Source organism: Serratia sp. T13T92 (assembly GCF_047530105.1).
Lineage (GTDB): Bacteria > Pseudomonadota > Gammaproteobacteria > Enterobacterales > Enterobacteriaceae > Chania > Chania fonticola.
Genome location: NZ_JBLJAK010000027.1, coordinates 41217 through 66625, shown reverse-complemented (window position 1 = coordinate 66625; position 25409 = coordinate 41217). Strand labels below are relative to the sequence as shown.

Sequence of the window (25409 nt, the reverse complement as noted above, 5' to 3'; positions counted from 1 at the left end):
CTTGTTGTAGGTGGCCCAGTTGGTGATTTTGAACTTTTGTTTTGCCACGTGATATCGCTGCAGGATGAGGAGTGTGGTGATCTGATCCTGACTACGGCCAAAAGTTCGATTTATTCAACAACGCCCAATCACGATGCCAAACAGGAACGGGATACGCCAGCCCCAGGCTTCCACACTCGCCTCTGGCATGCAATTTACCAGGATCACCAACGTCATGGCGGCAAATACGTTGCCCGCACCTTGGCTCGCTACCTGCCATCCCCCGTAAAACCCGCGATTATGGGGTTTGGCATACTCCACCAGCAGGGTCGTTGATGCGCCTAACTCACCGCCTGCGGAGAAGCCTTGCATCAGCCTGGCCAGGGTAATAATGATCGGGGCCGCAGTCCCGATGCTTTCATATGACGGGGTGATACCAATCGTCAGGGTACTGAGCCCCATCAGCAGGAACGTCAGCGTCATGGCGGGCTTGCGCCCTTTTTTATCGGCATAATGGCCGATGACCAGCGCCCCCAGGGGCCTGGCAAGATAACCCATCCCAAAGATCAGGAAGGTCATCGTCATGCTCACCAAAGGATCTGTCGCGGGGAAATAAGCTTTTGCAATGTAGGTCGCAAAAAATGCGTAAAGCACCAAATCAAAAAACTCTAAGCCATTGCCTAACGTGGTAGCCACAATGGCCCTAGCCGGGGACTTTCTTTCCTTGACGCTATCCATGGCCTGTCCTTAATTTAATTTGCAGGGGCGCAGCATGCGGCGCCCGTCCAGATAATCGATGTTATGCCAGGATCGAACATTTCGACCCTGACAAATTCAGGAGCATCACCAACTTATTAAAGACCGAGGTTTATTCCTTCAGGAATTCCTGCGTCAACGCAGACCAATAGGCGATCCCTCTAAGTATGATTTCATCATTAAAATCATAGCCGGGGTTGTGTACCATGCAGCTATTTTCACCCTGGCCGTTACCTAATAATAAATAACTGCCCGGGCACTGGTTCAGCATAAAGGCAAAGTCTTCGCTGCCCATCAACGGTTCAGGGATATCAATGACCTGCTGAGGATGGCTATCACCCATTAAATTTTGCGCCACCTGCTTGGCAAAGCGGGTCATCTCCGGTTGGTTGACCAACACAGGATAGGTGTGATCATAATCAATATCGATCCTGGCACCATATGAGGCCGCCTGGGCCGCCACTAACGTCTTGATGCGCTCTTCCAACAACTCCCTGACTTGCGGATCCAACGCACGCACGCTTAACTTTAATACCGCTGAGTCGGCGATGACATTACTGGCCATGCCTGACTGGAATGAACCTACGGTGATCACACCCGGTTCTTGCGCCCCCAGATTACGCGCGACGATCGTCTGCAATGCCATCACAATACTGGCCCCGACGACCACGGCATCAACGGTGCCCTTCGGCATAGCGCCATGTCCCCCTTTGCCGTGAATGGTGATGGTGACCGTATCACTGGAGGCCATAAACGCCCCCTCGCCAAAGACAAATTGCCCCTGCGGGAAGCCCGGCATGTTGTGCATGGCAAAAACGGCATCACAGGGGAAGCGTTTAAACAGGCCGTCGTCGATCATCTTCTGGGCACCGGCCAAACCCTCTTCTGCGGGTTGAAAAATGAGGTGCAAGGTGCCATCGAAACAGGCGTGGTCGGCCAGATAATGTGCCGCGCCAAGCAGCATCGCGGTGTGGCCGTCATGCCCGCAGGCATGCATGATGCCTTCGTGCTGGCTGCTGTAAGGGAGTTGCGTATTTTCCAGGATCGGCAAAGCATCCATATCTGCCCGAATACCTAACGTGCGGGGGCTGTTGCCTCTTTTCAACGTCCCAACCAGGCCGGTGATACCGAGCCCTCTTGTCACCTGATACCCCCACTCCTCAAGCTTTCTCGCTACCAGATCGGCGGTTTGTCGTTCCTCGAATCCCAGTTCAGGGTACTGATGAATATGTCGACGGAGGGTTTGGCTTTCGTCGGCATAGGGTTGGAAGGTCTCTAAGTTCGGCTCACGGTGCGGCATGTTCATTACCTCCTGTCCTTGGGATTGATGTCTTGGTGCTAAAGCGGCGAGCTAATATCGCGGATCTTCCGCTGGCGCAGTCAGATATTCAGATTAATTGTTGGTCAAATATACCGTCTTCTTTGCCGCTGTCCGTGGGATTTTTCGTGACCAAGACCGCAAAACAAACACTTCATTAACTTATCATTAACAATTAATGGGTATTGCAGAGGTGTACAAAAAGAAGGGAGTTTTTGGCGGTGCAGCCATAAGGCTGCGTCTGATTGACGCAGCCTGCTGAAGTCAGACTTTGCTTTGACCTTTTTTCATGGTGTCTTTCAACTGGTTAATCAATTGACCACGGAAATCACCCAGTTTTGGCTTATCGCCTTCTAACCAAGGTAACGGGCGGCACAGTTCCATCGCCTTGATGCCCAATCGCGCCGTCAACAAACCAGCCCCTATCCCCTGCGCGGCCCGCGCAGACAACCGCGCCGCAATATCCTGCGACATCCAATCCATGCCCACTTCCCGCACCAGTTCGGAAGCGCCGGCAAAGGCGATATTCAGCAACACCAGGCGGAACAGACGGATGCGGCTGAAATAGCCCAGTTCGATGCCATACAGGGCCGCAATGCGGTTAATCAGGCGGATATTGCGCCAGGCGATAAAGGCCATGTCCACCAAGGCCAACGGACTGACGGCAATCATCAGCGTCGACTCTGCCGCCGAGCGGCTGATTTCGCGCCGCGCCTGATTATCCAGCACCGGCTGCACCAGCTTGGCATACAGCGCAACCACTTCGCGGTCGTTCTGGGTTTCATGTAATGAAGCCTGCCAACGTTGCAATGCGGGGTGCCCTTGATCCAACCCGGCCTGACGCGCCAGCTTTTCACAAAACTCGCGCCCTCTCCCCAGGCCGTGACTGTGCAGCAGTTCCCGAGCTTCGTCACGCTCTTCTGCACGTTGGCGTAGGCGGTATAGCCTGCGCCATTCCCCCACCACCGAACCAATACCGGCGAAGACGATCAATCCACCGGCGATCCCGCCACCCAGCGCGATCCAATCCTGCTGCACCCAGGAGGTATGCACCCACTGGACACCTTGAGCCACCACGCTGACGCCAAACAGCATCAGCCCGGCGTTAACCATTTTACGCCACAGGCTGCGCTTGGGTTTCAACGCGGCGTTAACGATACCTTCCGCGCGCCCTTCCTCTTCTTCCTGCTCCATCTCTGGCGCTGCCGGATAGAATTTCTCGGCTTGCTGTTCGTCAAATTCCAAGCCTGCGCGCAACACCGGTTCCTGTGGCGGCTGCAACGGCTCGGCAAAATCGATACGCGGTTTTAACGGCTCGCTCATCGTAATTTATCTCCCAATAAAAACTCCATCACCGCGTCCAGACGAATATGCGGTAACGGACTGTCAACGCTCATCATACGTGGGCGGAACTGGTCAAAATGGAACCCTTGTTGCTGCCAGAACGCCGGGCCTGGCAGGCGCGCAGGCACTTCGCCAGGGAAGACCGTCAGCGGTGCGCCATCGTCCAGACGGTGGCCTTTCAATGCCGGTATCGGCTGCCCATGATGATCGACAATGCCGCTTTCGGTCGCCTGTACCGAAGCCAGGCCGACGCAGTCCATGCTGATGCCTTCAAACGCAGCGTTCTGCCAGGCTTCCTGCACCAATTGCTGTAACAGCGAAACCAGATTGGCGTGTTGATCGGCGGTGATATGGTCCGCCTTGGTTGCCGCAAACATCAGTTTGTCGATGGTCGGCGAAAACAGGCGGCGGAACAGCGTGCGCTTGCCGTAGTGGAAGCTTTGCATTAACTGGGTCAGCGCCAAACGCATATCATTAAACGCCTGCGGCCCGCTGTTGAGCGGTTGCAGGCAGTCCACCAGCACGATCTGGCGATCGAAACGCACAAAGTGCTCTTTATAAAACGCCTTGACGATCGACTGGCAGTAATAGTTAAAACGGGCGCGCAACATGCCTGCATTGGTATGTTTGTCCGCCTGAGCCAGGCGCGATTCCCCTGCCGCATCGACGTTCGGCCACGGGAAGAACTGCAGCGCAGGCGCTCCGGCCATATCGCCAGGCAGCACAAAGCGCCCAGGTTGGATAAAGTGCAGCCCTTCAGCCTTACAGCGCAGCAGGTAGTCGGTATAAGCCTGGGCGATCGCCGCCAGCTTGTTTTCATCCGCCGGGGCCAACGGATCGAGATCTTTGCACAATGCTAGCCAAGGCTCCGCCCAGCGTGCACGGTCGCCCTGCAATAGCCCGGCCATCTGACGTGACCAGGCCAGGTAGTCCTGTTCCAGCATCGGCAAATCCAGCAGCCATTCGCCCGGATAGTCGACGATCTCCAGATACAGCGTGGAGGTTTCTTTAAAATGGCGCAGCAGTGAGTCATTGGAACGGTAGCGCAGCGCCAGGCGGATTTCGCTGACGCCACGGGTTGGCGTTGGCCAACTTGGCGGATTGCCATACAGCTGCGCCAAGCCTTCGTCGTAGGTGAAACGTTGGATACCGAGGTCGCGTTGAGGAATGCGTTTCACCCCCAACAGCCTTTCTTCCCGCACAGGGGAAAACAGCGGCATACGCGCGCCGCTGTGAACATGGAGTAACTGATTGACCAATCCGGTGATAAACGCCGTCTTACCGCTGCGGCTCAAGCCGGTGACTGCCAGACGCAGATGACGATCCATCCCGCGATTGACCAGCGAAGTTAACTCATTTTGCAGTCGTTTCATTGTTCTCCTTGGCATAGCGCCCGAACGCCTTGTTCAGCCCTTTGCGAAACAACGGTTCCAGCAACAGGGCCAACACGTAACGCAGCGGTTTGCGGCTGACGGTTTTCAGCAACCACGCGGTTGCCCCCGCCGGGCCATAACTCATTAGCGCTATGATGATGACTTTCGACAAGGTCTTCAACAATGCACCTACTCCCCATTTTGGTGAAGCGGTTTTTGGGGCATTAATCGCATAGGTTTTACTCATGGCTGCTGCCCTCCGGCAAATGTTGGGGAAAAAGTCGGTGCAATGCCTGACCTGCGGCGTACGCAGGCCCGTGCATCGTTAAGAGAGGTTACAGTTGGCGAAAGCGGCTCTGCACGCCAAAGGTGTCAGACGTGACGTAGCGCTCAACCTTGCGCAACTGCTGCTCCCCGCTGCTCAATTCGTATTCCAGCTTATCGAGCAACTGGCGCGGTGTGGCCTGATGTTCATCCTGATAACGGCTGGCTGGAGCCTCCTCAAGCACGAAGACCAAGGTGATATAGGCGACCACCGTAATGAAAAACAGCCCGAAGAACAGCGACAGCACGGCAATCACCCGGATCAAACGCACGGGCACGTCAAAATAGTGGGCAAGGCCAGCGCAAACGCCCTTCAGCATGCCTTCTTCAGGTACACGGTACAGTTTTTTACTGCCTAACGTGTTGCCCTTGTATGAACCGCTGTCGTCGTTGTAGTATGAACGATCGCGACGATCGCCAAACTTTCCTCTGTCCTGGTCTCTACGCATTAAGACTGCCTCCAATTCGGGTGTTCCGCATCAAGAATGTCTTCCAACGCCTGAATACGATCGCGCATGCGTGAGGCCTGCTCCGCCAGCTGCGTCAGACGTTGCATCTCCTGATGACTCAGTTGAACGCCGCTCTGTTGCCGATTGCTGTAATGCAACCAAAGCCAAATCGGTGCGACAAACAACACAAAGATTGTCAACGGGATGGCAAGTAATAGAGCACTCATTTCAATTCCTTCTTATTGGCCGTAGTGTGGCGGCCACGCTGGGTGGCCGCTTAAGCATTATTCCGGGCGGTTCATCTTGGCTTTCATTGCCGCCAGTTGCTCACTGATGGCATCGTCCGCCTGCAGTTCGGCAAACTCCTGATGCAGGCTTTTCTTTTTGCCAATGCTGACGCTTTCCGCTTCGGCTTCCATATGGTCGATACGGCGCTCAAACTGTTCAAAACGCGCCATCGCCTCATCCAGTTTACCGCTGTCCAGTTGGCGACGCACATCCCGTGAAGAAGAAGCCGCCTGATGGCGCAGGGTTAATGCCTGCTGGCGTGCACGGGTTTCGGTCAGCTTGTTTTCCAGCTCGCCAATTTCACTCTTCATGCGGGCCAGCGTCTCTTCTACTGTAGCCACTTCCTGGCTCAGCGTAGCAAGCAGATCGGCCACTTTCTGTTTTTCGATCAACGCCGCACGGGCCAGGTCTTCTTTATCTTTACGCAGCGCCAGTTCGGCTTTGTCCTGCCAGTCATTGATCTGGTTTTCACCCTGCTCAATACGGCGCAGCAGCTGTTTTTTCTCCGCCAGGGCACGCGCTGATGTGGAGCGCACTTCAACCAGCGTGTCTTCCATTTCCTGGATCATCAAACGCACCAGCTTTTGCGGGTCTTCTGCTTTATCGAGCAGAGTATTGATGTTGGCGTTCACGATGTCGGCAAAACGAGAAAAGATACCCATAATTTACTTCCTCTTGGTTCTGAAGGCGTCTGAAGCGCCGAGTTAAGTTATACAACTTGCCCTAAGAGTTAATCAAGAAGCGTGCCAACTTTTATTTAATTGAAATACAAAGATTATTTGTTTTTGACTCTCGCCACGCTTGCTGTAGAGTGAGTGTTTTCACCAAACATTGGCGAATTTCATCATGAGCGAACCGTTAGAGAACCTGTTGGGCGAGGCCAACGCCTTTGTGGAGGTGCTGGAGCAAGTTTCACAGTTGGCCAAGCTCAATAAACCGGTGCTGGTGATCGGTGAGCGCGGCACCGGTAAGGAGCTGATTGCCCACCGGTTGCACTATCTTTCCAACCGTTGGCAAGGGCCGTTTATCTCCCTCAACTGTGCGGCACTGAATGAGAACCTGCTGGACTCGGAGCTGTTTGGCCATGAGGCTGGCGCGTTTACCGGCGCACAAAAACGCCACCTTGGCCGCTTTGAACGTGCCGATGGCGGCACCCTGTTTCTGGATGAATTGGCAACCGCGCCAATGCTGGTGCAAGAAAAGCTGCTGCGGGTGATTGAATATGGCCATCTGGAGCGCGTGGGTGGCAGCCAACCGCTGCGGGTGGATGTCCGGCTGGTGTGCGCCACCAATGACGATCTGCCCGCGCTAGCGGCCGCCGGTAAATTCCGCGCCGATCTGCTGGACCGCCTGGCCTTCGACGTGGTGCAACTGCCGCCGCTGCGCCAACGCCAGCAAGACATCATGCTATTGGCCGAGCATTTCGCCATTCAGATGTGCCGCGAGCTGTCACTGCCGTTGTTCCCCGGCTTCAGTGAACATGCGCGAGCGACGCTGCTCGGCTACTCCTGGCCGGGTAACGTACGTGAGCTGAAAAACGTGGTGGAGCGCTCCGTTTACCGCCATGGTTCAGACCAGGATGAGCTGGATGAGATCATCATTAACCCCTTTGCCAAGCGTTCAGAGCCGCTTGATGATGAGGTAACCGCGCCGGCCAGTGATTTACCTGCGTTGCCGCTGGATTTTAAAAGCTGGCAGCATCAGCAGGAGAAAACCCTGCTGGAGATGGCATTGAAACAGGGCCGCTTCAATCAGCGCAAAGCTGCCGATTTGCTGGGGCTGACCTATCATCAGCTACGCGGCATGTTGAAAAAGCATGCGTTGCTGCAAGGTAGCGACCCAGAGGGAAGTTAAACCGACTGGGCGATCAATTCACGTAACCATTGATGGGCGGGATCGCGATGCGAACGCTCATCCCACAGCATTGCCAGCTCATAACCCGGGATCTCCACTGGTGGCTCGGCAATCTGTACTTCAGGGCTGTCGCGTACCAAGCGTTCGGGTAGCATCGCCACCAGATCCGTCTTAGCGATCACCGATTTCACAAACAGAAAATGCGGGACGGAAAGGACTACCCGCCGCGAAAGCCCAACCTGCTCCAGCGTGTGATCTGTGATGCCGCTAAATCCCCCGCCGTTTGGCGAAACCACCACGTGCTCCAGTTGGCTAAATTGCGCCAGCGTCGGGCGAACCGTCAACGCGGGGTGACCAATGCGGCCCACCAACACATACTTCTCCTTGAATAACACGCGTTGACGCATCCCTGATGGTGCGCAGTCCTGAGTGTGAAAGGCCAGATCGATCTCCCCCATCTCCGCCTGCCGGGCAATCCTGGTTGGTGCCAGTTCCAATACTGCCAATCGGCTGTTGGGAGCGGCCTGACGAAGCCGTGCCAATGCAGGCAACAGCACCGTGGATTCGCCATAATCGGATGCGGCAACGCGCCAGGTGATATTCGCACTGGCCGCCTCAAACGGGCTGATGGGTGAAACGGTGTGTTCCAGCACTTCCAGCGCCTGCCGCAAAGGTTCACGTAACGCCTCTGCTCTGGCCGTTGGCCGCATACCTCTAGGGCCCGGCAGCAGCAGCGGATCGTCGAAAAACGCTCTCAGCTTGGCCAGATGAGCGCTTACCGAAGGTTGCGACAGCGACAACCGCTCCGCCGCGCGCGTAACGTTCAATTCCATCAGTAACACATCCAACGTCACCAGGAGATTGAGATCCAGCCTGCCGAAATTACTCATGCAAATACCTATAATCATTTAAATCAATTTTAACTATACCTGGCGCTAACCTACTCTGTTGCTCTCTTTACAGCAATGGAACTTAATGATGAATATTTTGCTGGTCTACGCTCACCCGGAAGCCCAATCGCTTAATGGCTCACTAAAAAACTTTGCGGTCAAACATCTGCAGGACGCTGGGCATCAGGTACAGGTTTCCGATCTGTACGCCATGAAATGGAAAGCCTCTTTGGATGGCGAAGACCGTACGGATCGGGATCGAGCCAACCGCTTCAACCCGGTACTGGATTCCCGGATCGCTCTGGAACGAGGAACGCAAAGTGCAGATATTGCACTGGAACAAGAGAAGTTACTCTGGGCGGATACCGTGATCCTCCAGTTTCCACTGTGGTGGTTCTCCATGCCAGCCATCCTCAAAGGTTGGGTAGAACGCGTGTATGCCTATGGCTTCGCGTACGGCGTTGGCGAGCATTCCGATACGCATTGGGGGGATCGTTATGGCGAAGGTACGCTGGCAGGAAAACGGGCTATGTTGCTGGTTACCGCTGGCGGTTGGGAGTCTCATTACAGCCCGCGCGGTATCAACGGCCCGATAGAGGATATTTTGTTCCCCATTCACCATGGCATTCTGTATTACCCCGGCTTTGACGTGCTGCCACCGTTTGTGGCGTACCGCACCGATCGCTTCGACGAGGCGAAATTCCCAGAGCTTTGTGCGGCGCTGGGGGAACGACTGGATACGCTGGCCAGTACCGAGCCGTTGCCATTTCGTAAGCAAAACTTTGGCGATTATGAGATCCCACAGTTAACGCTGCGAGAAGACATTGCCCCTGGCCGCTCCGGTTTTGCCGTTCACCTGAAATAGAGGCAAAAAAAAAGCCAGCACCCGAGCTGGCTAAGTAAACACTGGAAGCAATGTGAGCAATGTCGTGCCTTCCACAAAGGGCCACAAGGTGTGGCCTTCCGTGAACTGCCAAATGATGATAATGGTTATCAGTATCATCTGTAAAGCAATTTGTTGAGAATTTTTCTCATTACCACACTAAGCTTGGGTAATTATCCACCAGCACGGATTTCGGGCTGAGGCCGACACGCCAAAAAACAGCGGCAAGCTTAACCAAACCGCCGAAATTTCAGCCATTTTGCTCAAGGAATTGGGCTGTTGGTCAGAGTGCGATACACTAACGTTATTGCTTAATAACCCATGAAGCGTCTATGCGTGGTTTACCTCTTTGGATAATGTCGCTCGGCTGCCTGGCAACGTCTGCCCTGGCCGCGACACCGGCTGTGCCCAGCGCAGCACCACCGCCAGCAGACATCCGCCAGAGCGGCTTTGTCTATTGCGTCAGCGGCATACTGAACACCTTCAATCCGCAGATGGCCAGCAGCGGTCTGACGGTCGATACCCTCGCCGCCCAGCTTTACGATCGGCTACTGGATGTCGACCCCTACACTTACCGCCTGATCCCGGAACTGGCGGAAAGCTGGGAAGTGCTGGACAACGGCGCTACCTACCGTTTCCACCTGCGCCGGGATGTGCCTTTCCAGACCACCGCCTGGTTCCAACCCACCCGCAAAATGAACGCCGACGATGTAGTGTTTAGCTTTCAGCGGGTGTTTGACCAGAAGCATCCGTTCCACAATGTCAACGGCGGTGAATACCCGTACTTCGATAGTTTGCAGTTTGCCGACTCTGTGCAAAGCGTTAAAAAGCTGGACCAATACACCGTCGAGTTCCGCTTGCAGGCACCGGATGCGTCCTTCCTATGGCATCTGGCAACCCATTATGCGCCGGTGCTATCGGCAGAGTATGCCGACAACCTGACGCTGGATGGCACCCAGGAAATGATCGATCGTGAACCGGTCGGCACCGGCCCATTCTTGTTGAACGAATACCGTTCCGGGCAATATATCCGTCTGGCACGCAATGACGTTTACTGGAAAGGGAAACCGCGCATGCCGCAGGTGGTGATCGACATGGGGGCCGGGGGTACGGGCCGCTTGTCCAAATTGCTGACCGGCGAGTGCGACGTATTGGCCTACCCCGCTGCCAGCCAGCTTTCGATCCTGCGCGACGATCCGCGTTTACGCCTGACGCTGCGCCCAGGGATGAATATCGCCTATCTGGCCTTCAACACCCGCAAGCCGCCGCTGGATAACCTGAAGGTGCGCCAGGCCATTGCGTTAGCCATTAACAACCAACGCCTGATGCAGTCGATCTATTACGGCACCGCAGAGACCGCCGCCTCGATCCTGCCGCGCGCCTCCTGGGCCTATGATAATGATGCCCACGTTACCGAATACGATCCGGCCAAGGCGAGAGAGATGCTACGCGAAGCCGGTGTGGGGCCACTGGATCTGAAGCTGTGGGTGCCTACCGCATCACAATCCTATAACCCTAGCCCGTTGAAAACGGCGGAGCTGTTACAGGCAGATTTGGCTCAGGTCGGCATTAATGTCACCATCGTGCCGGTAGAGGGCCGCTTCCAGGAAGCCCGACTGATGGAGATGAACCACGATCTGACGCTCACAGGCTGGTCAACCGACAGTAACGATCCTGACAGCTTCTTCCGCCCGCTGCTGAGCTGTGCGGCAATCCGTTCGCAAACCAACTATGCTCACTGGTGTGATCCCGCTTTTGATGAACAGTTGCAGGATGCCTTGTTGTCACAGCAGTTATCACAGCGTATCGAGCATTATCAGATGGCGCAGAAGATCCTCGAACAGCAGTTGCCGGTATTGCCGCTGGCCTCCTCTTTGCGTTTGCAGGCCTACCGTTATGATATTAAAGGACTGGTGTTGAGCCCGTTCGGCAACTCATCATTTGCCGGGGTGTACCGTGAACCGGCGGAGGCCGCGAAAAAGTGATTATCTTTACCTTACGCCGCATTCTGTTGCTGCTGATCACGCTGTTCTTCCTGACGCTGGTCAGCTTCAGCCTGAGCTACTTTACCCCGCGCGCGCCGTTAAACGGTGCCGCCTTGCTGGATGCCTACCAGTTCTATTTCGTCAGCCTGCTGCACTGGGACTTTGGCGTTTCCAGCATCAACGGCCAGGCGATCAGCGAACAGCTGCGCGAAGTGTTCCCGGCCACCATGGAACTGTGCATTTTAGCCTTCACGCTGGCCCTGTTTATCGGCATTCCGCTGGGCATTATTGCCGGTGTGATGCGCGGCAAGTGGCAGGATACCGCCATCAGTACCTTTGCCCTGCTGGGCTTTTCCATTCCGGTGTTCTGGCTGGCGCTGCTATTGATGCTCTATTTTTCACTGCATCTTGGCTGGTTGCCGGTGTCAGGCCGTTTCGATCTGCTGTATCAGGTCAAGCAGGTCACCGGTCTGGCACTGGTTGACGCCTGGCTGTCCGATTCGCCTTATCGCAATGAGATGATTGCCAGTGCACTGCGCCATATGGTGCTGCCGATTGCCGCTCTGGCGGTGGCCCCAATCACCGAGGTGATCCGCCTGATGCGCATCAGCACCGACGATGTCCTCAGCCAGAACTACATCAAGGCTGCCGCTACACGTGGCCTGTCACGCTTCACCATTATCCGCCGTCACGTGTTGCACAACGCGTTACCACCGATCATCCCAAAACTCGGTCTGCAATTTTCTACCATGCTCACGCTGGCCATGATCACCGAGGTGGTGTTCAGTTGGCCAGGGCTGGGGCGCTGGCTGATCAATGCCATCCGCCAACAGGACTACGCAGCCATCTCCGCTGGCGTGATGGTGATCGGCACGCTAGTGATCACCATTAACGTGCTTGCCGACATTCTGGGCGCGGCGACCAACCCGCTGAAACATAAGGAATGGTATGCCCTTCGATAACGTATACCGCGAAAAGAAAATGCCTAGCCCGCTGCTCTATACCTGGCGGATTTTCTATGGCGACACTTTGGCGATGATTGGTTTTTATGGGGTGATCGGCCTGCTGCTGCTTTCCCTGTTCGGCAGCCTGCTGGCACCTTACGCCCTCGATCAGCAATTCCTGGGATATCAGTTGCTACCACCGTCCTGGTCACGCTACGGCAACGTGTCGTTCTTCCTGGGCACCGACGATCTCGGCCGCGATATCCTTAGCCGTTTGCTGACCGGCACCGCCGCCACCTATGGTTCGGCACTGATTGTGACCATCGCCGCCGCCCTATGTGGCGTGATCCTGGGGGTGTTTGCCGGGGTCACCCATGGTCTGCTGTCTGCGATGCTCAACCATATTCTCGATACCCTGCTCTCCATCCCTTCACTGCTGCTGGCGATTATCGTGGTGGCCTTCCTTGGGCCGAAGCTGGAACACGCCATGCTGGCCGTTTGGCTGGCACTGTTGCCACGGATGGTGCGTACCATCTACAGCGCAGTGCACGATGAGCTGGAAAAAGAGTATGTGGTCGCAGCCCGTCTGGATGGAGCTTCGACGATGCAGATCCTGTGGTACGCCGTGGTGCCGAACATTGCCGCCGTACTGATCACCGAATTCACCCGCGCGTTGTCGATGGCCATTCTCGACATCGCGGCGTTGGGCTTCCTCGATCTGGGGGCGCAGTTGCCTTCCCCGGAATGGGGAGCCATGTTAGGCGACTCGTTGGAGTTGGTCTATGTCGCACCTTGGACCGTGATGCTGCCCGGTGCCGCTATTCTGATCAGCGTATTGCTGGTTAACCTGTTGGGCGACGGAATACGCCGCGCGATCAATGCGGGAGTGGAATAATGCCGTTACTCGATATCCGCAATCTGACGATTGAATTTATGACCGCCGAAGGGCCGGTGAAGGCCGTCGATCGCGTCAGTATGACGCTGACAGAAGGTGAAGTGCGCGGCCTGGTAGGCGAATCCGGCTCAGGAAAAAGCCTGATCGCCAAAGCCATATGCGGCGTGACCAAAGATAACTGGCGCGTCACCGCCGACCGCTTCCGCTTTGACGATATCGACCTGTTGCAGCTTAGCCCGCGTGAACGGCGCAAACTGGTGGGCCACAACGTTTCGATGATCTTCCAGGAGCCGCAGTCCTGCCTTGATCCTTCCGAAAGCATTGGCCGCCAGTTGGCTCAGGCCATTCCCGGCTGGACTTACAAGGGCCGTTGGTGGCAGCGCTTTAACTGGCGCAAACGGCGGGCGATTGAGCTGTTGCACCGCGTCGGTATCAAGGACCATCTCGATATCATGGGCAGCTTCCCTTACGAACTCACCGAAGGGGAATGCCAGAAAGTAATGATCGCCATTGCGTTGGCCAATCAGCCAAGATTGCTGATCGCCGATGAGCCAACCAACGCCATGGAACCCACCACGCAGGCGCAGATCTTCCGTCTGCTGGCGCGTCTGAACCAAAACAATAACACCACCATCCTGCTGATCAGCCACGATTTGCAGATGATGAGCAAGTGGGCCGACCGGGTTAACGTGCTGTACTGCGGCCAGACGGTGGAGAGTGCGCAATGTGAAGACCTGCTTGCCGCCCCTCATCATCCTTATACCCAGGCGCTGATCCGCGCTATGCCGGACTTTGGCCGTTCACTGCCGCATAAGAGCCGTCTGAATACGCTGCCGGGAGCGATCCCCTCATTGGAGCATCTGCCAATCGGCTGTCGCCTGGGGCCGCGCTGCCCGTATGCGCAAAAGCAATGTATTGAAACCCCACGCCTGCGCCCGGTGAAGAATCACCTGTTCGCCTGCCACTTCCCGCTGAACATGGAGGAGCAATAACATGGAAACGCTGTTGGAAGTGCGCAACCTGACCAAAACCTACCGCTATCGCACCGGGCTGTTCCGCCGCCAGCATGTGGAGGCGGTCAAGTCAGTCAGTTTTACCCTGCGTGAGGGCCAGACGCTGGCGATCATCGGTGAAAACGGCTCGGGTAAGTCAACCTTGGCGAAAATGCTTTCCGGTATGGTGGAACCCTCCTCGGGTGAAGTACTGATTGACGACCATCCGCTGGTCTATGGCGATTACCGCTACCGTAGCCAGCGTATCCGCATGATTTTCCAGGATCCGAGCACCTCGCTCAACCCACGTCAGCGCATCGGTCAGTTGCTTGATGCACCGCTACGTTTGAATACCGATCTGGAAGCCGCAGAGCGCGAGGTGCGGATCAATCAGACCCTGCGCCAGGTGGGGATGTTGCCAGACCACGCTTATTATTACCCGCATATGCTGGCCTCTGGGCAGAAACAACGTGTCGCGCTGGCACGGGCGTTGATCCTGCAACCCAAGGTGATTGTTGCCGACGAGGCGCTGGCTTCGCTGGATATGTCGATGCGTTCGCAGATCATCAACCTGATGCTGGAGCTCCAGGAAAAGCACGGCATCGCCTACATTTATGTGACTCAGCATCTGGGGATGATGAAGCATATCAGCGACCAGGTGATGGTGATGCATGAAGGGGAAATCGTGGAGCGCGGCAGCACCGCCGAAGTGCTGGCCGCACCGCTGCACGACCTCACCAAGCGGCTGATCGCCAGCCACTTTGGCGAAGCGCTCACTGCCGATGCCTGGCGACGTGACGGCGGCAGGTTTTAATTTCGCTGACTTCCTCCGGGCGCGCAACTGCGCCCGTTTCCCCACCTACCTGCTCGTTAGCATCGGCTGTTAGCGTTAATATGGACCTGCTTAACCACGAATAATTAACGCTCAGGCAGACCAAACCAATCACTCATCATTCAGTCAAAATAAAACATTATTTCATTCATTTTAGGTAGGGATTATTTCTGCCCCCATAAACATTACCGGTATATTCTTGATTTATGTCGAGAAGCATCCAATTGATTATAAAGTCAGTCTGTTATTATAATAACACCGCTTAGGAAATTGATTAAATATCAGTAGGTACAGATTTACTCTCATTAATTACCATAAGGATATACTGTGAAAAAGCTCAACTGCTCGGAAGCGTCAAAGATTGTCGGTGGCCATCGATACATTTGCACTACTCACTATGAACAACGGAGTCCTGGGAACTGTTTCCGCGTAGAGCATTGTAAAGACAAGTTCGGTTATGGCGAAGATATTGCACATAGTCGTGTCAGTTGCGAAAAACCGCAATAATGGTTATTGCTGGGTACGGATATCGTGTAATCGCTATACTCCTGTTATTATAATAATTAACTTTTAATAATTTGATTGGTTCTCATCGACTGCCATCAAGGATATGTTGTGAAAAAACTCAATACCTCAAAAGCGTCAAAGATTATTGGCGGCGCCAACTCTATTTGCATAACACGTGATGTAGCCTATACATCAGAAATTTGTTATCGCGAAAAGACATGCAAAGACAAGAACGGTAATACTAGAGATCTTACTCGCATCGCTATTATTTGCCAAAACCCGTGATAATTGGCAGTGGGTGGCTCTAATCTAAAGTCATCACTACCTTGGCACGGCATAGTTATGCCGTGCCGTTATGCACATCGTCAAGGCCACATAATTCCAGTAAACGCTTAATTACTAGCCATGTTGTAGGGCATCGACAGTGGAAGCTCGGGCGATGGCATCTTGGCACTCATCTACCCTACCGCAATATATTTTATTCCTTTACGTTATTAATTAGCACTTAACATTATTTTATCTCGCCAATCGAATCGGTGAGGATATCCGCTACGTTGAGCCATGCAAACAACAGGATATCGCGCTGATGAACAACGCCCACCACCAACGCTTCTCGCAACTGATGCTTATCCTTGCCGCCGGTTTCGCTATTTATGGTCATGGTCTATGCAGCCATGACTGACGCCTGCTCCGTGGTTTTTTACCCTGCCGCCGTTGCCAACTGTAACGGTGGCTTGTTGTATTGATGAAGGATTTTATCCGATGGAACATCGCCTAACCCCTTTCCAGTGGTACCACGAAACCCAGCGTAGTTCTGGCGACAGTTCGCCACTCGAGCCTGCCGCTGCAAGCTTGCGAGAGCGTTTTCTGTTAGGCCTGGGCACGTTTAGCGACGAGGGATTGAATGCCGCCCTCAGCCATCGCATTGACGTTTTTACTGCATCTTCGGCCTGCTATCCGATACTGTTCCCCGATCGAGTCAACGTTTCGCGTGAAGTGACATTGTCACCTTACGATCGCCTGTCGACGGCCTTGACGGTGGCACAGGTCACTGGCGTGCAATCGCTTTGTAGCCATTACGCCGCTCGCCTCGCCCCTCTGGACAGCCCAGATGCTTCACGGGAAAGTAATGTCCGCCTGGCACAAATCACCCAATACGCCCGCCAACTCGCCAGCCAACCTACTCTGATTTGCTCTAAGGCTGTACAACAGCTCGGCGAAGTTGGCCTGAGCACGCAAGATATTGTGACCTTTTCGCAAATCATCGGTTTCGTTAGCTATCAGGCACGGGTGGTAGCCGGTATTGCCGCGCTGGCAGGCAGACCCGCCGTGGTGTTACCCGGTTTTCCCCAAATCGAAGATGCCGAACCGGCGGGATTTTCCTGTACGGAACGGTCATGGCAAACTCGCCTGCCGGAGATCGTTGTCGAGCAGGCCCAAGCTCGGCAACTCGACATTCTGGACCAAAGCCACCCGGATGCCCGCAGCGAGTCTTATTACCTGCTGTTGGCCCACGACGCGCCAGCCCTACATGAGCGCAATGCGGTATTTAACAGCATTACCCACCACGCTGATGGGCTATCTCCACGCCTGAAGGCTTTGGTTGCCCTGGTGACATCACGCATTAATGGCAGCCATTACTGTGCCGCCACGCTAGCCCATAACATTGCCGATCGGGAGTTGGCACTGGCATTAGTGGCTGGGATTGATAACGCGCTTGAGGTGGCCGACGATCCGGTAACCGCTGCCGTGATAGGCGTGACGGCCGAACTGACGCGAACGCCTGAGAAATTTACGGCACAAAGCGTGCAGCCGCTGCTCAACAGCGGGCTGGATCGGTCGCAGGCATTGGACGTGATTTTAACCAGCGCGCTGTACGCCTGGGAAAACCGGCTGCGTTACAGTCTTGGCGATACGGTGGCAGCCGATTTAGCGCAATAACCATGCCTGAGCCGCATCAAAAAAGTGCTGTGCCAGCGGCGTGGCCCTTGCTGGCTCAGCGATTACCAAGGCGGCATGACGAGACATCGGCGCAATGGCAACGCTGCGCCGTTGCAGTTGCGGCATCATTTCCATCTGCAAGTTACCGCCGGGGAACAACCCGCATCCCAAGCCGACAAAAATCCCCTGTAACAGTTGGAAGATCGAGGTGGTTTCCATCCGGGTATGCAGCGTCAAGCCCGCCTCACGAAACTGTTGATCCAGATAACGACGGAAGTAACGCGTCGGCTCTGCCAGGCATAATGGCAACTCCGCCACGGTTGCCAGCGTTAGTGGACTTTCCCCCACCAGCTCGGGGAAATGCTGCGGATGAAATACCAGGTCGATACCGCTGTCAGCCAAAGACTGCGACTGAAAATGCAGCTCCTTCAGCGTTGGCAGCTCAAAGAAACCAATGCCGATATCCACCGTGTGCGCAGTTAGCGCTTCCAGCAACTGATCGGCGCTCAATACCGCTACGCGATAGTCTAACTGCGGGTAACGCTCGCTGACCGCCTTTAACATCTGCGCTAACGAAATGCTGCACTGGGGCACGGTGCCGATACGCAACGTCCCGTTCAGCCCGTGTTTAAGCGACTCCACTTCCAGCTTCAGCCCCTGGTAAACGGAAACAATTTCCCGCGCCCAAGCCAAGACCCTCTCGCCTTCGGCAGTGAAGCCTTCAAAGTTGTTGCCACGGTTGATCAACGAGACCCCGAGCTCTTTTTCCAGGTTTTTCAGCCGCATGGATAGGGTCGGCTGGCTGACAAAGCTGGCCTCAGCGGCACGGCCAAAGTGGCGTTCCCGCTCAAGATTACACAGGTAGATCAGTTGCTTAATATCCATGTATTGGCCCGGAAAATGATTTCTGCATGAAGTATATCATTTGCTACGGCCTTGCTGGCAGTTGCGATAAGTGTCGTCTATCCCATCATTGCTCTATTCGATTAGACGCCGAGGCCTCACGCCCCTAGACTTGCCACATAAATACTCAAAATGCTTAAAAAGGCATTTACCTTTTAGCTACATTAATCACCTGCGAAGAAAATCATGAAATTTAAACCGTCAATCAAGCCTTATCGCGGCGCGGCGGGCGGCTGGGGCTCATTGGAAGCCACCACCCGCTATGTGTTCGACAGCAAACAGGCGCTGAAAAATCTGCGCAACCTGATGCGCGTTAACAAAGCGCGCGGTTTTGACTGCCCCGGCTGTGCCTGGGGCGATGACAACCACAGCACCTTCAGCTTCTGCGAGAATGGGGCCAAAGCGGTCAGTTGGGAGGCGACACGCAATGCGGTTGAACCGGCATTCTTTGCTGCCCACAGCGTCAGCACCCTGCGCGAGCAGAGCGACTACTTTCTGGAGTATCAAGGCCGGTTGACGCACCCGATGCGCTACGACGCCAAGACCGATCGCTATCAGCCCATCACCTGGCCGGATGCCCTAAAACTGATCGCCAGCCATATCCAGGCAATGGATAACCCCAACCAGATTGAGCTGTACACCTCAGGGCGTGCCAGCAATGAAGCCTCCTACCTTTATCAGCTGTTTGGTCGGATGCTGGGCACCAGCAACTTCCCGGATTGTTCCAATATGTGCCACGAAGCCAGTGGCGTTGGCCTCAAGCAGAGCATCGGCGTCGGCAAAGGCACCATCCGTATGGATGACTTCGAGCATGCCGATGCGATTTTTGTGTTTGGCCAGAACCCCGGCACCAACCATCCACGCATGCTGCACAGCCTGAAACACGCGGCCAGCCGCGGTGCGCGCATCGTCAGTTTCAATACCCTACGCGAACGCGGGTTGGAACGGTTTGCCGATCCGCAAAACCCAATCCAGATGCTGACACCCAAGTCCTCCCCCATCAGCTCGGCCTACTTCCAGCCCAACCTGGGTGGCGATATGGCGGCGGTGCGCGGCATGGTGAAGGCGCTACTGGAAACCCACCGCCAGCGGTTAGCCGCCAACGAGCCTGGGTTGTTCGACCAGCCGTTTATCGATCGGCATTGTGTTGGCATCGAAGATTATCTGGCTCAGGTGGATGCCACCTCATGGCAACAGATCACCACGCAATCTGGGTTGAGTGAAACCCAACTGCGCCATGCGGCTACGATTTACCAAGGCGCAGAGCGTGTTATCTGCACCTGGGCGATGGGCGTCACGCAGCATAAGCATTCCGTACCGACGGTGCGCGAGATCACCAACCTGCAGTTGTTGTTCGGCCAGTTAGGCAAGCCAGGCGCGGGCCTGTGCCCGGTACGCGGCCACAGCAACGTGCAAGGCAACCGCACCATGGGCATCGATGAGAAAGCGCCCAAGGCGCTGCTGGATAGCCTGGAGCAACACTTTGGCTTTAGCCCCCGCCGCGAGATGGGCCACAATACGGTCGAAGCCATTGAAGCGATGCTGCTTGGTGAGGTCAAGGTGCTGATTGCGCTGGGAGGTAATCTGGCAGCAGCAGCTCCGGATACCGAGCGTACCGCTCAAGCCCTGCGCCGCTGTGACTTGACGGTGCATATCAGCACCAAGCTGAACCGCAGCCATTTGATCACCGGCAAAGACGCACTGATACTGCCGACGCTGGGGCGTACCGAACTGGATATGCAGGCCAGCGGCCCGCAATACATCACGGTGGAAGATTCCTTCAGCATGGTGCACGCCTCCGAAGGCATCGGCAAACCGCTGGCAGATACACAGCGTTCTGAAACCGCGATTGTCTGCGGCATTGCCGACGCGGTGCTGGGCAACCAACAGTTGGACTGGTTGGAGCTGGCCGACGATTATTCACTGATCCGTCAGCATATTCAGGCCACCATTCCCGGCTTTGACGATTTTAACCAACGTTGCGAGCTACCTGGGGGGTTCTATCTGGGCAACGCCGCTGCCGAATTGCGCTTTGCCACTCAGAGCGGCAAAGCCGAGTTCAGTGCCGCTCCGCTACCCGATACGTTGTTCCCGCAAATCGGGGCACAAAAAGCGCCGTTCGTGCTGCAAACCCTGCGTTCGCACGATCAGTACAACACCACCATCTATGGACTGGACGATCGCTATCGTGGCGTTTACGGCCAGCGCGAGGTGCTGTTTATTCATCCGGAAGATTTGGCCGATCTTGGCCTGCAGGATGGGGAGTTGGTGGAAATCGAAACCTTATGGAACGATGGCATAACCAGAAAGGTCAGCGGCTTCAAGCTGGTTAGCTACGATATCCCACGCGGTAATCTGGCGGCCTACTATCCAGAAACCAACCCGCTGGTGCCGCTGGCCAGTTTTGGTGATGGCACCGGCACGCCGACTTCCAAATCGGTTCCCGTCGCCATCCGCCGCTGCGCTCAACCCCCTACGTTGCGTATTGTTTAGTTTGGTCGGGTATGGCATGCAGCTAAGCATGCCGCGCCCCTAGAGCAGTATTGCTTCAATTATCGCGAGCCATCGTCGGAAAAGCGTGACGTTTGGCTTGCCCGCAAGGAGTGATTCGCGTAAAACTGTCAGCCGCAAATCTTGCCACTCACAACCCATTCACTGGACGATATGTTTCAAGATAACCCGCTGCTGGCGCAGCTTAAACAGCAACTTCACTCTCAAACCCCGCGTGTTGAAGGCGTAGTAAAAGGGACTGAGAAAGGTTTTGGCTTTTTAGAAGTCGACGGGCAGAAAAGTTACTTCATTCCGCCGCCGTACATGAAAAAAGTCATGCATGGGGATCGTATCGTCGCCACCCTGCATACCGAAAAAGAGCGCGAAATCGCTGAACCGGAAACCCTGGTTGAGCCTTTCCTGTCGCGCTTTGTTGGCCGGGTGCAGAAAAAAGACGATCGCCTGTCGATTATCCCCGATCATCCGTTGCTGAAAGACGCGATCCCATGCCGTCCGGCGCGTGAAGTGACCCATAATTTCCAGGCCGGTGACTGGGCCGTCGCCGAAATGCGCCGTCATCCGCTGAAAGGCGATCGCACTTTCAATGCCGATCTGACCCAGTTCATCACCGACGGTGAAGATCACTTCGCGCCGTGGTGGGTCACGCTGGCTCGTCATAATCTTGAAAAAGAAGCGCCAGACATGGTCGCGATCTCCGAACAAGAGACCGCTCTGGTCCGTGAGGACCTGACCGCACTGGACTTCGTCACCATCGATAGCGCCAGCACCGAAGATATGGACGATGCGCTGCACGTGCAAGACAACGGTGACGGCTCGCTGTTGTTGACCATCGCCATTGCCGATCCTACCGCCTACGTCGAGCAAGGCAGCAATCTGGATGAAATCGCCCGCAAGCGCGCGTTCACCAACTACCTGCCGGGCTTCAATATTCCGATGTTGCCGCGCGATCTGTCCGACAACCTGTGCTCGCTGCGCCCGAATGAACGCCGCTCGGTACTGGCTTGCCGCGTGACTATCGCCGCAGACGGTGCGCTGGGCAACGATATCCATTTCTTCGCCGCCGAAATCGAGTCCAAAGCCAAACTGGTTTATGACGAGGTATCTGACTGGCTGGACGGAGTCGCTGGCTGGCAGCCACCGAGCGAGAGCATCGCACAGCAGATCACATTGCTTAAACAGGTTTGCGATGCACGCAGCGCCTGGCGTCATCAGCATGCGCTGGTATTCAAGGATCGCCCGGACTACCGCTTTGTCCTCGGCGAGAAAGGCGAAGTGCTGGACATCGTTACCGAACAGCGTCGCACCGCCAACCGTATTGTTGAAGAATGCATGATCGCCGCCAACGTCTGTGCCGCCCTGGTGCTGCGCGATCGTTTGGGCTTTGGCATCTATAACGTGCATAACGGCTTTGATCCGGCCCTGGTTGAGCAAGCGGTCACCGTATTGCAGGCCAACGGCGTTGAAGCCGATGCCGAGAAGCTGCTGACCCTGGAAGGATTCTGCGAACTGCGCCGTCACCTCGACTCGCAGCCAACCCAGTTCCTGGACAGCCGTATCCGCCGTTTCCAGACCTTTGCCGAGATCAGCACCACGCCTGGCCCGCACTTCGGTCTGGGGCTGGAGGCGTACGCCACCTGGACCTCTCCGATCCGTAAGTATGGCGATATGGTCAACCATCGTCTACTGAAAGCCATTATTAGCGAGCAGTCGGCGGAAAAACCGCAGGACGACGTCACCGTACAGTTGGCCGAACGTCGCCGTTTGAACCGCATGGCTGAGCGCGACGTTGGTGACTGGTTGTATGCCCGTTTCCTCAAGGATAAGGCCGGAACCGATGAGCGCTTCAACGCCGAGATCATCGACGTAACCCGTGGTGGCCTGCGCGTACGCCTGCTGAACAACGGCGCGATGGCCTTTATCCCTGCCCCGTTCATCCACGCGGTTCGCGACGAGATGGTGTGTAGCCAAGAGACCGGCACCGTACAGGTGAAAGGCGAGGTCATTTATCGCCAGAGCGATAGTTTGCAGGTGAACATTGCCGAAGTGCGTATGGAAACCCGCAGCGTAATCGCCAGACCGGTGGCCTAACTTTATCCGTGTTCGATCAAGGCGATACTTCGGTATCGCCTTTTTTTATGCCCGCACCAACCTATTCTGCGCCCGCATGGCACGCATCTTTCAGCAAACTCCAACTGAGCTCACATTTCTGATCCGACCAGCCACCGTCCGCGTTTAAACCTCCTACGTTTAATGAGTCGTTAACTTTTTGACGTACTCACAAACTAAAAAAATCACCTTTCTACCTCTGCACAACAAGGAGTTGCGGAACATGAAAAACGTCAAGTCAGCCATAATCTGGCTCGCGGTGGCGCTGGTCGGTGCCTTCGCTTTCGGCATGCTGGCTTTGAGCCGTGGGGAGCACGTCAACGCTGTCTGGCTGGTGGTGGCTTCCGTCGCCTGCTACAGCATTGCTTACCGCTTCTATAGTCGGTTTATTGCCAAGAACGTCTTTGAACTCGATGACCGTCGGTTAACGCCAGCGGAGCGCCATAACGATGGCCTGGACTATGTTCCCACCAACAAATGGGTGCTGTTTGGTCACCACTTTGCCGCCATTGCCGGTGCTGGCCCGCTGGTAGGGCCGATCCTGGCGGCGCAGATGGGCTTCCTGCCTGGCACCATCTGGATATTGGTTGGGGTGATGCTGGCCGGTGCGGTGCAAGATTTCTTGATCCTGTTTATCTCCACCCGCCGCGACGGGCGTTCGCTGGGGGAAATGGCCAAGCAGGAGTTGGGCGCCTTTGCCGGTGTGGTAACCATGCTGGGTGCACTTGGGGTGATGATCATCATCCTCTCGGCGCTGGCGTTGGTGGTCGTTAAAGCGCTGGCAGACAGCCCTTGGGGTCTGTTCACCATTGCTGCCACCATCCCGATTGCGCTGTTTATGGGCGTTTACATGCGTTTTATCCGCCCAGGAAAGATTGCCGAGGTTTCGCTGATCGGCTTTGTGCTGATGATGATGGCGATCATCTACGGTGGCAACATCGCCATGCATCCTTACTGGGGGCCGTTCTTTACCCTGCACGGCACCACCCTGACCTGGGTGCTGGTGATTTATGGTTTTGTCGCCTCGGTGTTGCCAGTGTGGTTGCTGCTGGCTCCGCGTGATTATCTTTCTACCTTCCTGAAAATCGGTGTGATCGTGGGGCTGGCGGTGGGCATTGTGTTCGCGATGCCGGAAATGAGAATGCCGGCGGTATCACGCTTTATCGATGGCAGCGGCCCGGTGTTTGCCGGTTCACTGTTCCCGTTCCTGTTTATTACCATTGCCTGTGGCGCAATCTCCGGGTTCCACGCCCTGGTCTCCAGTGGCACCACGCCGAAGCTGGTTGAGCGTGAGAGCCATATCCGCTTCATCGGCTACGGCGGCATGCTGATGGAATCCTTCGTGGCCATCATGGCGCTGATTTGCGCTTCGGTGATCGACCCAGGCGTCTACTTTGCCATGAACTCACCGGCGGCGCTGATCGGCACCACGGTGGAAAGTGCTTCACAGGCAATTAACAGCTGGGGCTTTATGGTCACCCCGGAAACGCTGACGCAGATTGCCCATGATGTGGGCGAGAAGTCGGTGCTGTCCAGAGCCGGTGGCGCGCCAACCTTTGCCGTTGGCATGGCTCATATCATCAGCGAGGTGTTTAACAGCCGGGCGATGATGGCCTTCTGGTATCACTTTGCCATCCTGTTTGAAGCCCTGTTTATCCTCACTGCGGTGGATGCGGGCACCCGCGCCTGTCGCTTTATGGTGCAGGATCTGGTTGGCGTAGCCATTCCACGGCTGGCGAACAACCGCTCCTGGTTCGGCAACCTGGCTGGCACCACCGTGGCCGTGGCCGGTTGGGGCTTCTTCGTTTATCAAGGCGTAGTGGATCCGTTAGGTGGGATCAATACGCTGTGGCCGCTGTTCGGTATTGGTAACCAAATGCTGGCCTCAATGGCGCTGATCCTGGGCACCGTGGTGCTGTTCAAAATGAAGAAACAGCGTTACGCATGGGTGACCATTCTGCCGACCATCTGGCTGTTTATCACCTCAATGACGGCGGGCTGGCAGAAGATTTTCCATGAGAAACCGAGCATCGGCTTCCTGGCTCAGGCGAAGAAATTCTCTGCCGGGATTGAATCGAACACGGTTATCGCCCCGGCCAAATCCATTGCGGATATGCAGACCATCGTGTTTGCCAATCAGATTAACGCCGCCTTGTGCGCCTTCTTTATGCTGGTTGCGGTGACGATGCTGGTTTCGGCCTTCTTCGTGGTGCGCCGCGCGTTGAGTTCCAAAACGCCTACGGTACGTGAAAGCACGATTGTACTGCGTGAGGAAACCGGGCGTATCTAACTGAACGGGCACTCTACAGGATGAGCCGGTGAAACTGGCTCATCG

23 protein-coding genes are annotated in these 25409 nt (G+C 55.6%); 11 read left to right on the top strand and 12 right to left on the bottom strand.

What is annotated here, in order from left to right; all coding sequences use genetic code 11:
* From ACMV5I_RS20855 to pspA, 9 genes are all read right to left on the bottom strand, one after another.
* The coding region (locus ACMV5I_RS20855) for a hypothetical protein (protein WP_390900439.1) at positions 1-114 on the bottom strand (114 nt) is incomplete at its 3' end.
* Positions 115-717 (bottom strand): MFS transporter, encoded by a 603-nt coding sequence (locus tag ACMV5I_RS20850; protein ID WP_414825190.1) that lies wholly within the window; start codon positions 715-717, stop codon positions 115-117.
* 130 nt (positions 718-847) lie between these two features.
* Entirely contained in the window at positions 848-2041 is a 1194-nt protein-coding gene (locus tag ACMV5I_RS20845; protein ID WP_414825189.1) for a M20 aminoacylase family protein, read from the bottom strand.
* Positions 2042-2317: 276 nt separating this feature from the next.
* On the bottom strand, positions 2318-3376 hold the full coding sequence (locus ACMV5I_RS20840) for a YcjF family protein (RefSeq protein WP_024529301.1): 1059 nt from the start codon (positions 3374-3376) through the stop codon (positions 2318-2320).
* Positions 3373-4770, bottom strand: coding sequence for a YcjX family protein (locus ACMV5I_RS20835; protein WP_021806545.1), 1398 nt, complete (start codon positions 4768-4770; stop codon positions 3373-3375). The genes ACMV5I_RS20840 and ACMV5I_RS20835 overlap by 4 nt, the downstream gene beginning before the upstream one ends.
* Complete coding sequence (gene pspD / locus ACMV5I_RS20830; RefSeq protein WP_024487070.1) at positions 4751-5017, bottom strand: phage shock protein PspD; 267 nt, start codon at positions 5015-5017, stop codon at positions 4751-4753. The genes ACMV5I_RS20835 and pspD overlap by 20 nt, the downstream gene beginning before the upstream one ends.
* Positions 5018-5105: 88 nt before the next feature.
* Positions 5106-5543, bottom strand: coding sequence for an envelope stress response membrane protein PspC (gene pspC, locus ACMV5I_RS20825; RefSeq protein ID WP_202672963.1), 438 nt, complete (start codon positions 5541-5543; stop codon positions 5106-5108).
* Positions 5543-5770, bottom strand: a complete 228-nt coding sequence (pspB, locus tag ACMV5I_RS20820; RefSeq protein ID WP_021182064.1) for an envelope stress response membrane protein PspB — start codon at positions 5768-5770, stop codon at positions 5543-5545. Before pspB ends, pspC begins: the two co-directional genes overlap by 1 nt.
* A 57-nt stretch (positions 5771-5827) precedes the next feature.
* Positions 5828-6493 carry a phage shock protein PspA gene (pspA, locus tag ACMV5I_RS20815; protein ID WP_021182065.1) on the bottom strand — a complete coding sequence of 222 codons (666 nt, stop codon included), beginning with the start codon at positions 6491-6493 and terminating at the stop codon, positions 5828-5830.
* A 184-nt stretch (positions 6494-6677) separates the two neighbouring features.
* Here pspA and pspF point away from each other — a divergent pair, with 184 nt between their 5' ends.
* Positions 6678-7685 (top strand): phage shock protein operon transcriptional activator, encoded by a 1008-nt coding sequence (pspF, locus tag ACMV5I_RS20810; protein ID WP_024487049.1) that lies wholly within the window; start codon positions 6678-6680, stop codon positions 7683-7685.
* Here pspF and ACMV5I_RS20805 read toward each other — a convergent pair.
* Entirely contained in the window at positions 7682-8575 is an 894-nt protein-coding gene (locus ACMV5I_RS20805; RefSeq protein WP_202727400.1) for a LysR family transcriptional regulator, read from the bottom strand. The two genes, pspF and ACMV5I_RS20805, sit on opposite strands and share 4 nt — an antisense overlap.
* Positions 8576-8663: 88 nt before the next feature.
* Between ACMV5I_RS20805 and ACMV5I_RS20800 the strand changes: the two genes are divergently transcribed.
* The 6 genes from ACMV5I_RS20800 (at position 8664) to sapF (ending at position 15088) form a co-directional block, all read left to right on the top strand.
* Positions 8664-9440 carry an NAD(P)H-dependent oxidoreductase gene (locus ACMV5I_RS20800; RefSeq protein ID WP_414825192.1) on the top strand — a complete coding sequence of 259 codons (777 nt, stop codon included), beginning with the start codon at positions 8664-8666 and terminating at the stop codon, positions 9438-9440.
* A gap of 350 nt (positions 9441-9790) precedes the next feature.
* The gene (sapA, locus tag ACMV5I_RS20795; protein WP_414825188.1) at positions 9791-11443 is read left to right on the top strand and encodes an ABC transporter substrate-binding protein SapA; all 1653 of its coding nucleotides are present in this window, start codon (positions 9791-9793) and stop codon (positions 11441-11443) included.
* The gene (gene sapB / locus ACMV5I_RS20790; protein WP_021806550.1) at positions 11440-12405 is read left to right on the top strand and encodes a putrescine export ABC transporter permease SapB; all 966 of its coding nucleotides are present in this window, start codon (positions 11440-11442) and stop codon (positions 12403-12405) included. The genes sapA and sapB overlap by 4 nt, the downstream gene beginning before the upstream one ends.
* Positions 12392-13282, top strand: coding sequence for a putrescine export ABC transporter permease SapC (gene sapC, locus ACMV5I_RS20785; RefSeq protein WP_024486758.1), 891 nt, complete (start codon positions 12392-12394; stop codon positions 13280-13282). Before sapB ends, sapC begins: the two co-directional genes overlap by 14 nt.
* On the top strand, positions 13282-14274 hold the full coding sequence (gene sapD / locus ACMV5I_RS20780; RefSeq protein ID WP_021806551.1) for a putrescine export ABC transporter ATP-binding protein SapD: 993 nt from the start codon (positions 13282-13284) through the stop codon (positions 14272-14274). The genes sapC and sapD overlap by 1 nt, the downstream gene beginning before the upstream one ends.
* A gap of 1 nt (position 14275) precedes the next feature.
* The gene (gene sapF / locus ACMV5I_RS20775) at positions 14276-15088 is read left to right on the top strand and encodes a putrescine export ABC transporter ATP-binding protein SapF (protein ID WP_046808282.1); all 813 of its coding nucleotides are present in this window, start codon (positions 14276-14278) and stop codon (positions 15086-15088) included.
* A gap of 1036 nt (positions 15089-16124) precedes the next feature.
* On the opposite strand, the gene ACMV5I_RS20770 is transcribed toward sapF, so the two are convergent.
* Entirely contained in the window at positions 16125-16274 is a 150-nt protein-coding gene (locus ACMV5I_RS20770) for a hypothetical protein (protein WP_202672967.1), read from the bottom strand.
* Between the two features lie 101 nt (positions 16275-16375).
* Between ACMV5I_RS20770 and ACMV5I_RS20765 the strand changes: the two genes are divergently transcribed.
* Complete coding sequence (locus ACMV5I_RS20765) at positions 16376-17554, top strand: CMD domain-containing protein (RefSeq protein ID WP_121606967.1); 1179 nt, start codon at positions 16376-16378, stop codon at positions 17552-17554.
* On the opposite strand, the gene ACMV5I_RS20760 is transcribed toward ACMV5I_RS20765, so the two are convergent.
* A complete protein-coding gene (locus ACMV5I_RS20760) occupies positions 17543-18439 on the bottom strand; it encodes a LysR family transcriptional regulator (protein ID WP_046808284.1) in 897 nt (298 codons plus the stop codon). The genes ACMV5I_RS20765 and ACMV5I_RS20760 overlap by 12 nt on opposite strands.
* A gap of 204 nt (positions 18440-18643) precedes the next feature.
* On the opposite strand from ACMV5I_RS20760, the gene ACMV5I_RS20755 reads away from it, so the two are divergent.
* From ACMV5I_RS20755 to ACMV5I_RS20745, 3 genes are all read left to right on the top strand, one after another.
* Positions 18644-20950 (top strand): FdhF/YdeP family oxidoreductase, encoded by a 2307-nt coding sequence (locus ACMV5I_RS20755; protein ID WP_414825187.1) that lies wholly within the window; start codon positions 18644-18646, stop codon positions 20948-20950.
* A gap of 171 nt (positions 20951-21121) precedes the next feature.
* Complete coding sequence (locus tag ACMV5I_RS20750; protein WP_414825186.1) at positions 21122-23056, top strand: exoribonuclease II; 1935 nt, start codon at positions 21122-21124, stop codon at positions 23054-23056.
* 241 nt (positions 23057-23297) lie between these two features.
* The gene (locus ACMV5I_RS20745; RefSeq protein WP_024486517.1) at positions 23298-25364 is read left to right on the top strand and encodes a carbon starvation CstA family protein; all 2067 of its coding nucleotides are present in this window, start codon (positions 23298-23300) and stop codon (positions 25362-25364) included.
* Positions 25365-25409: the final 45 nt, after the last annotated feature.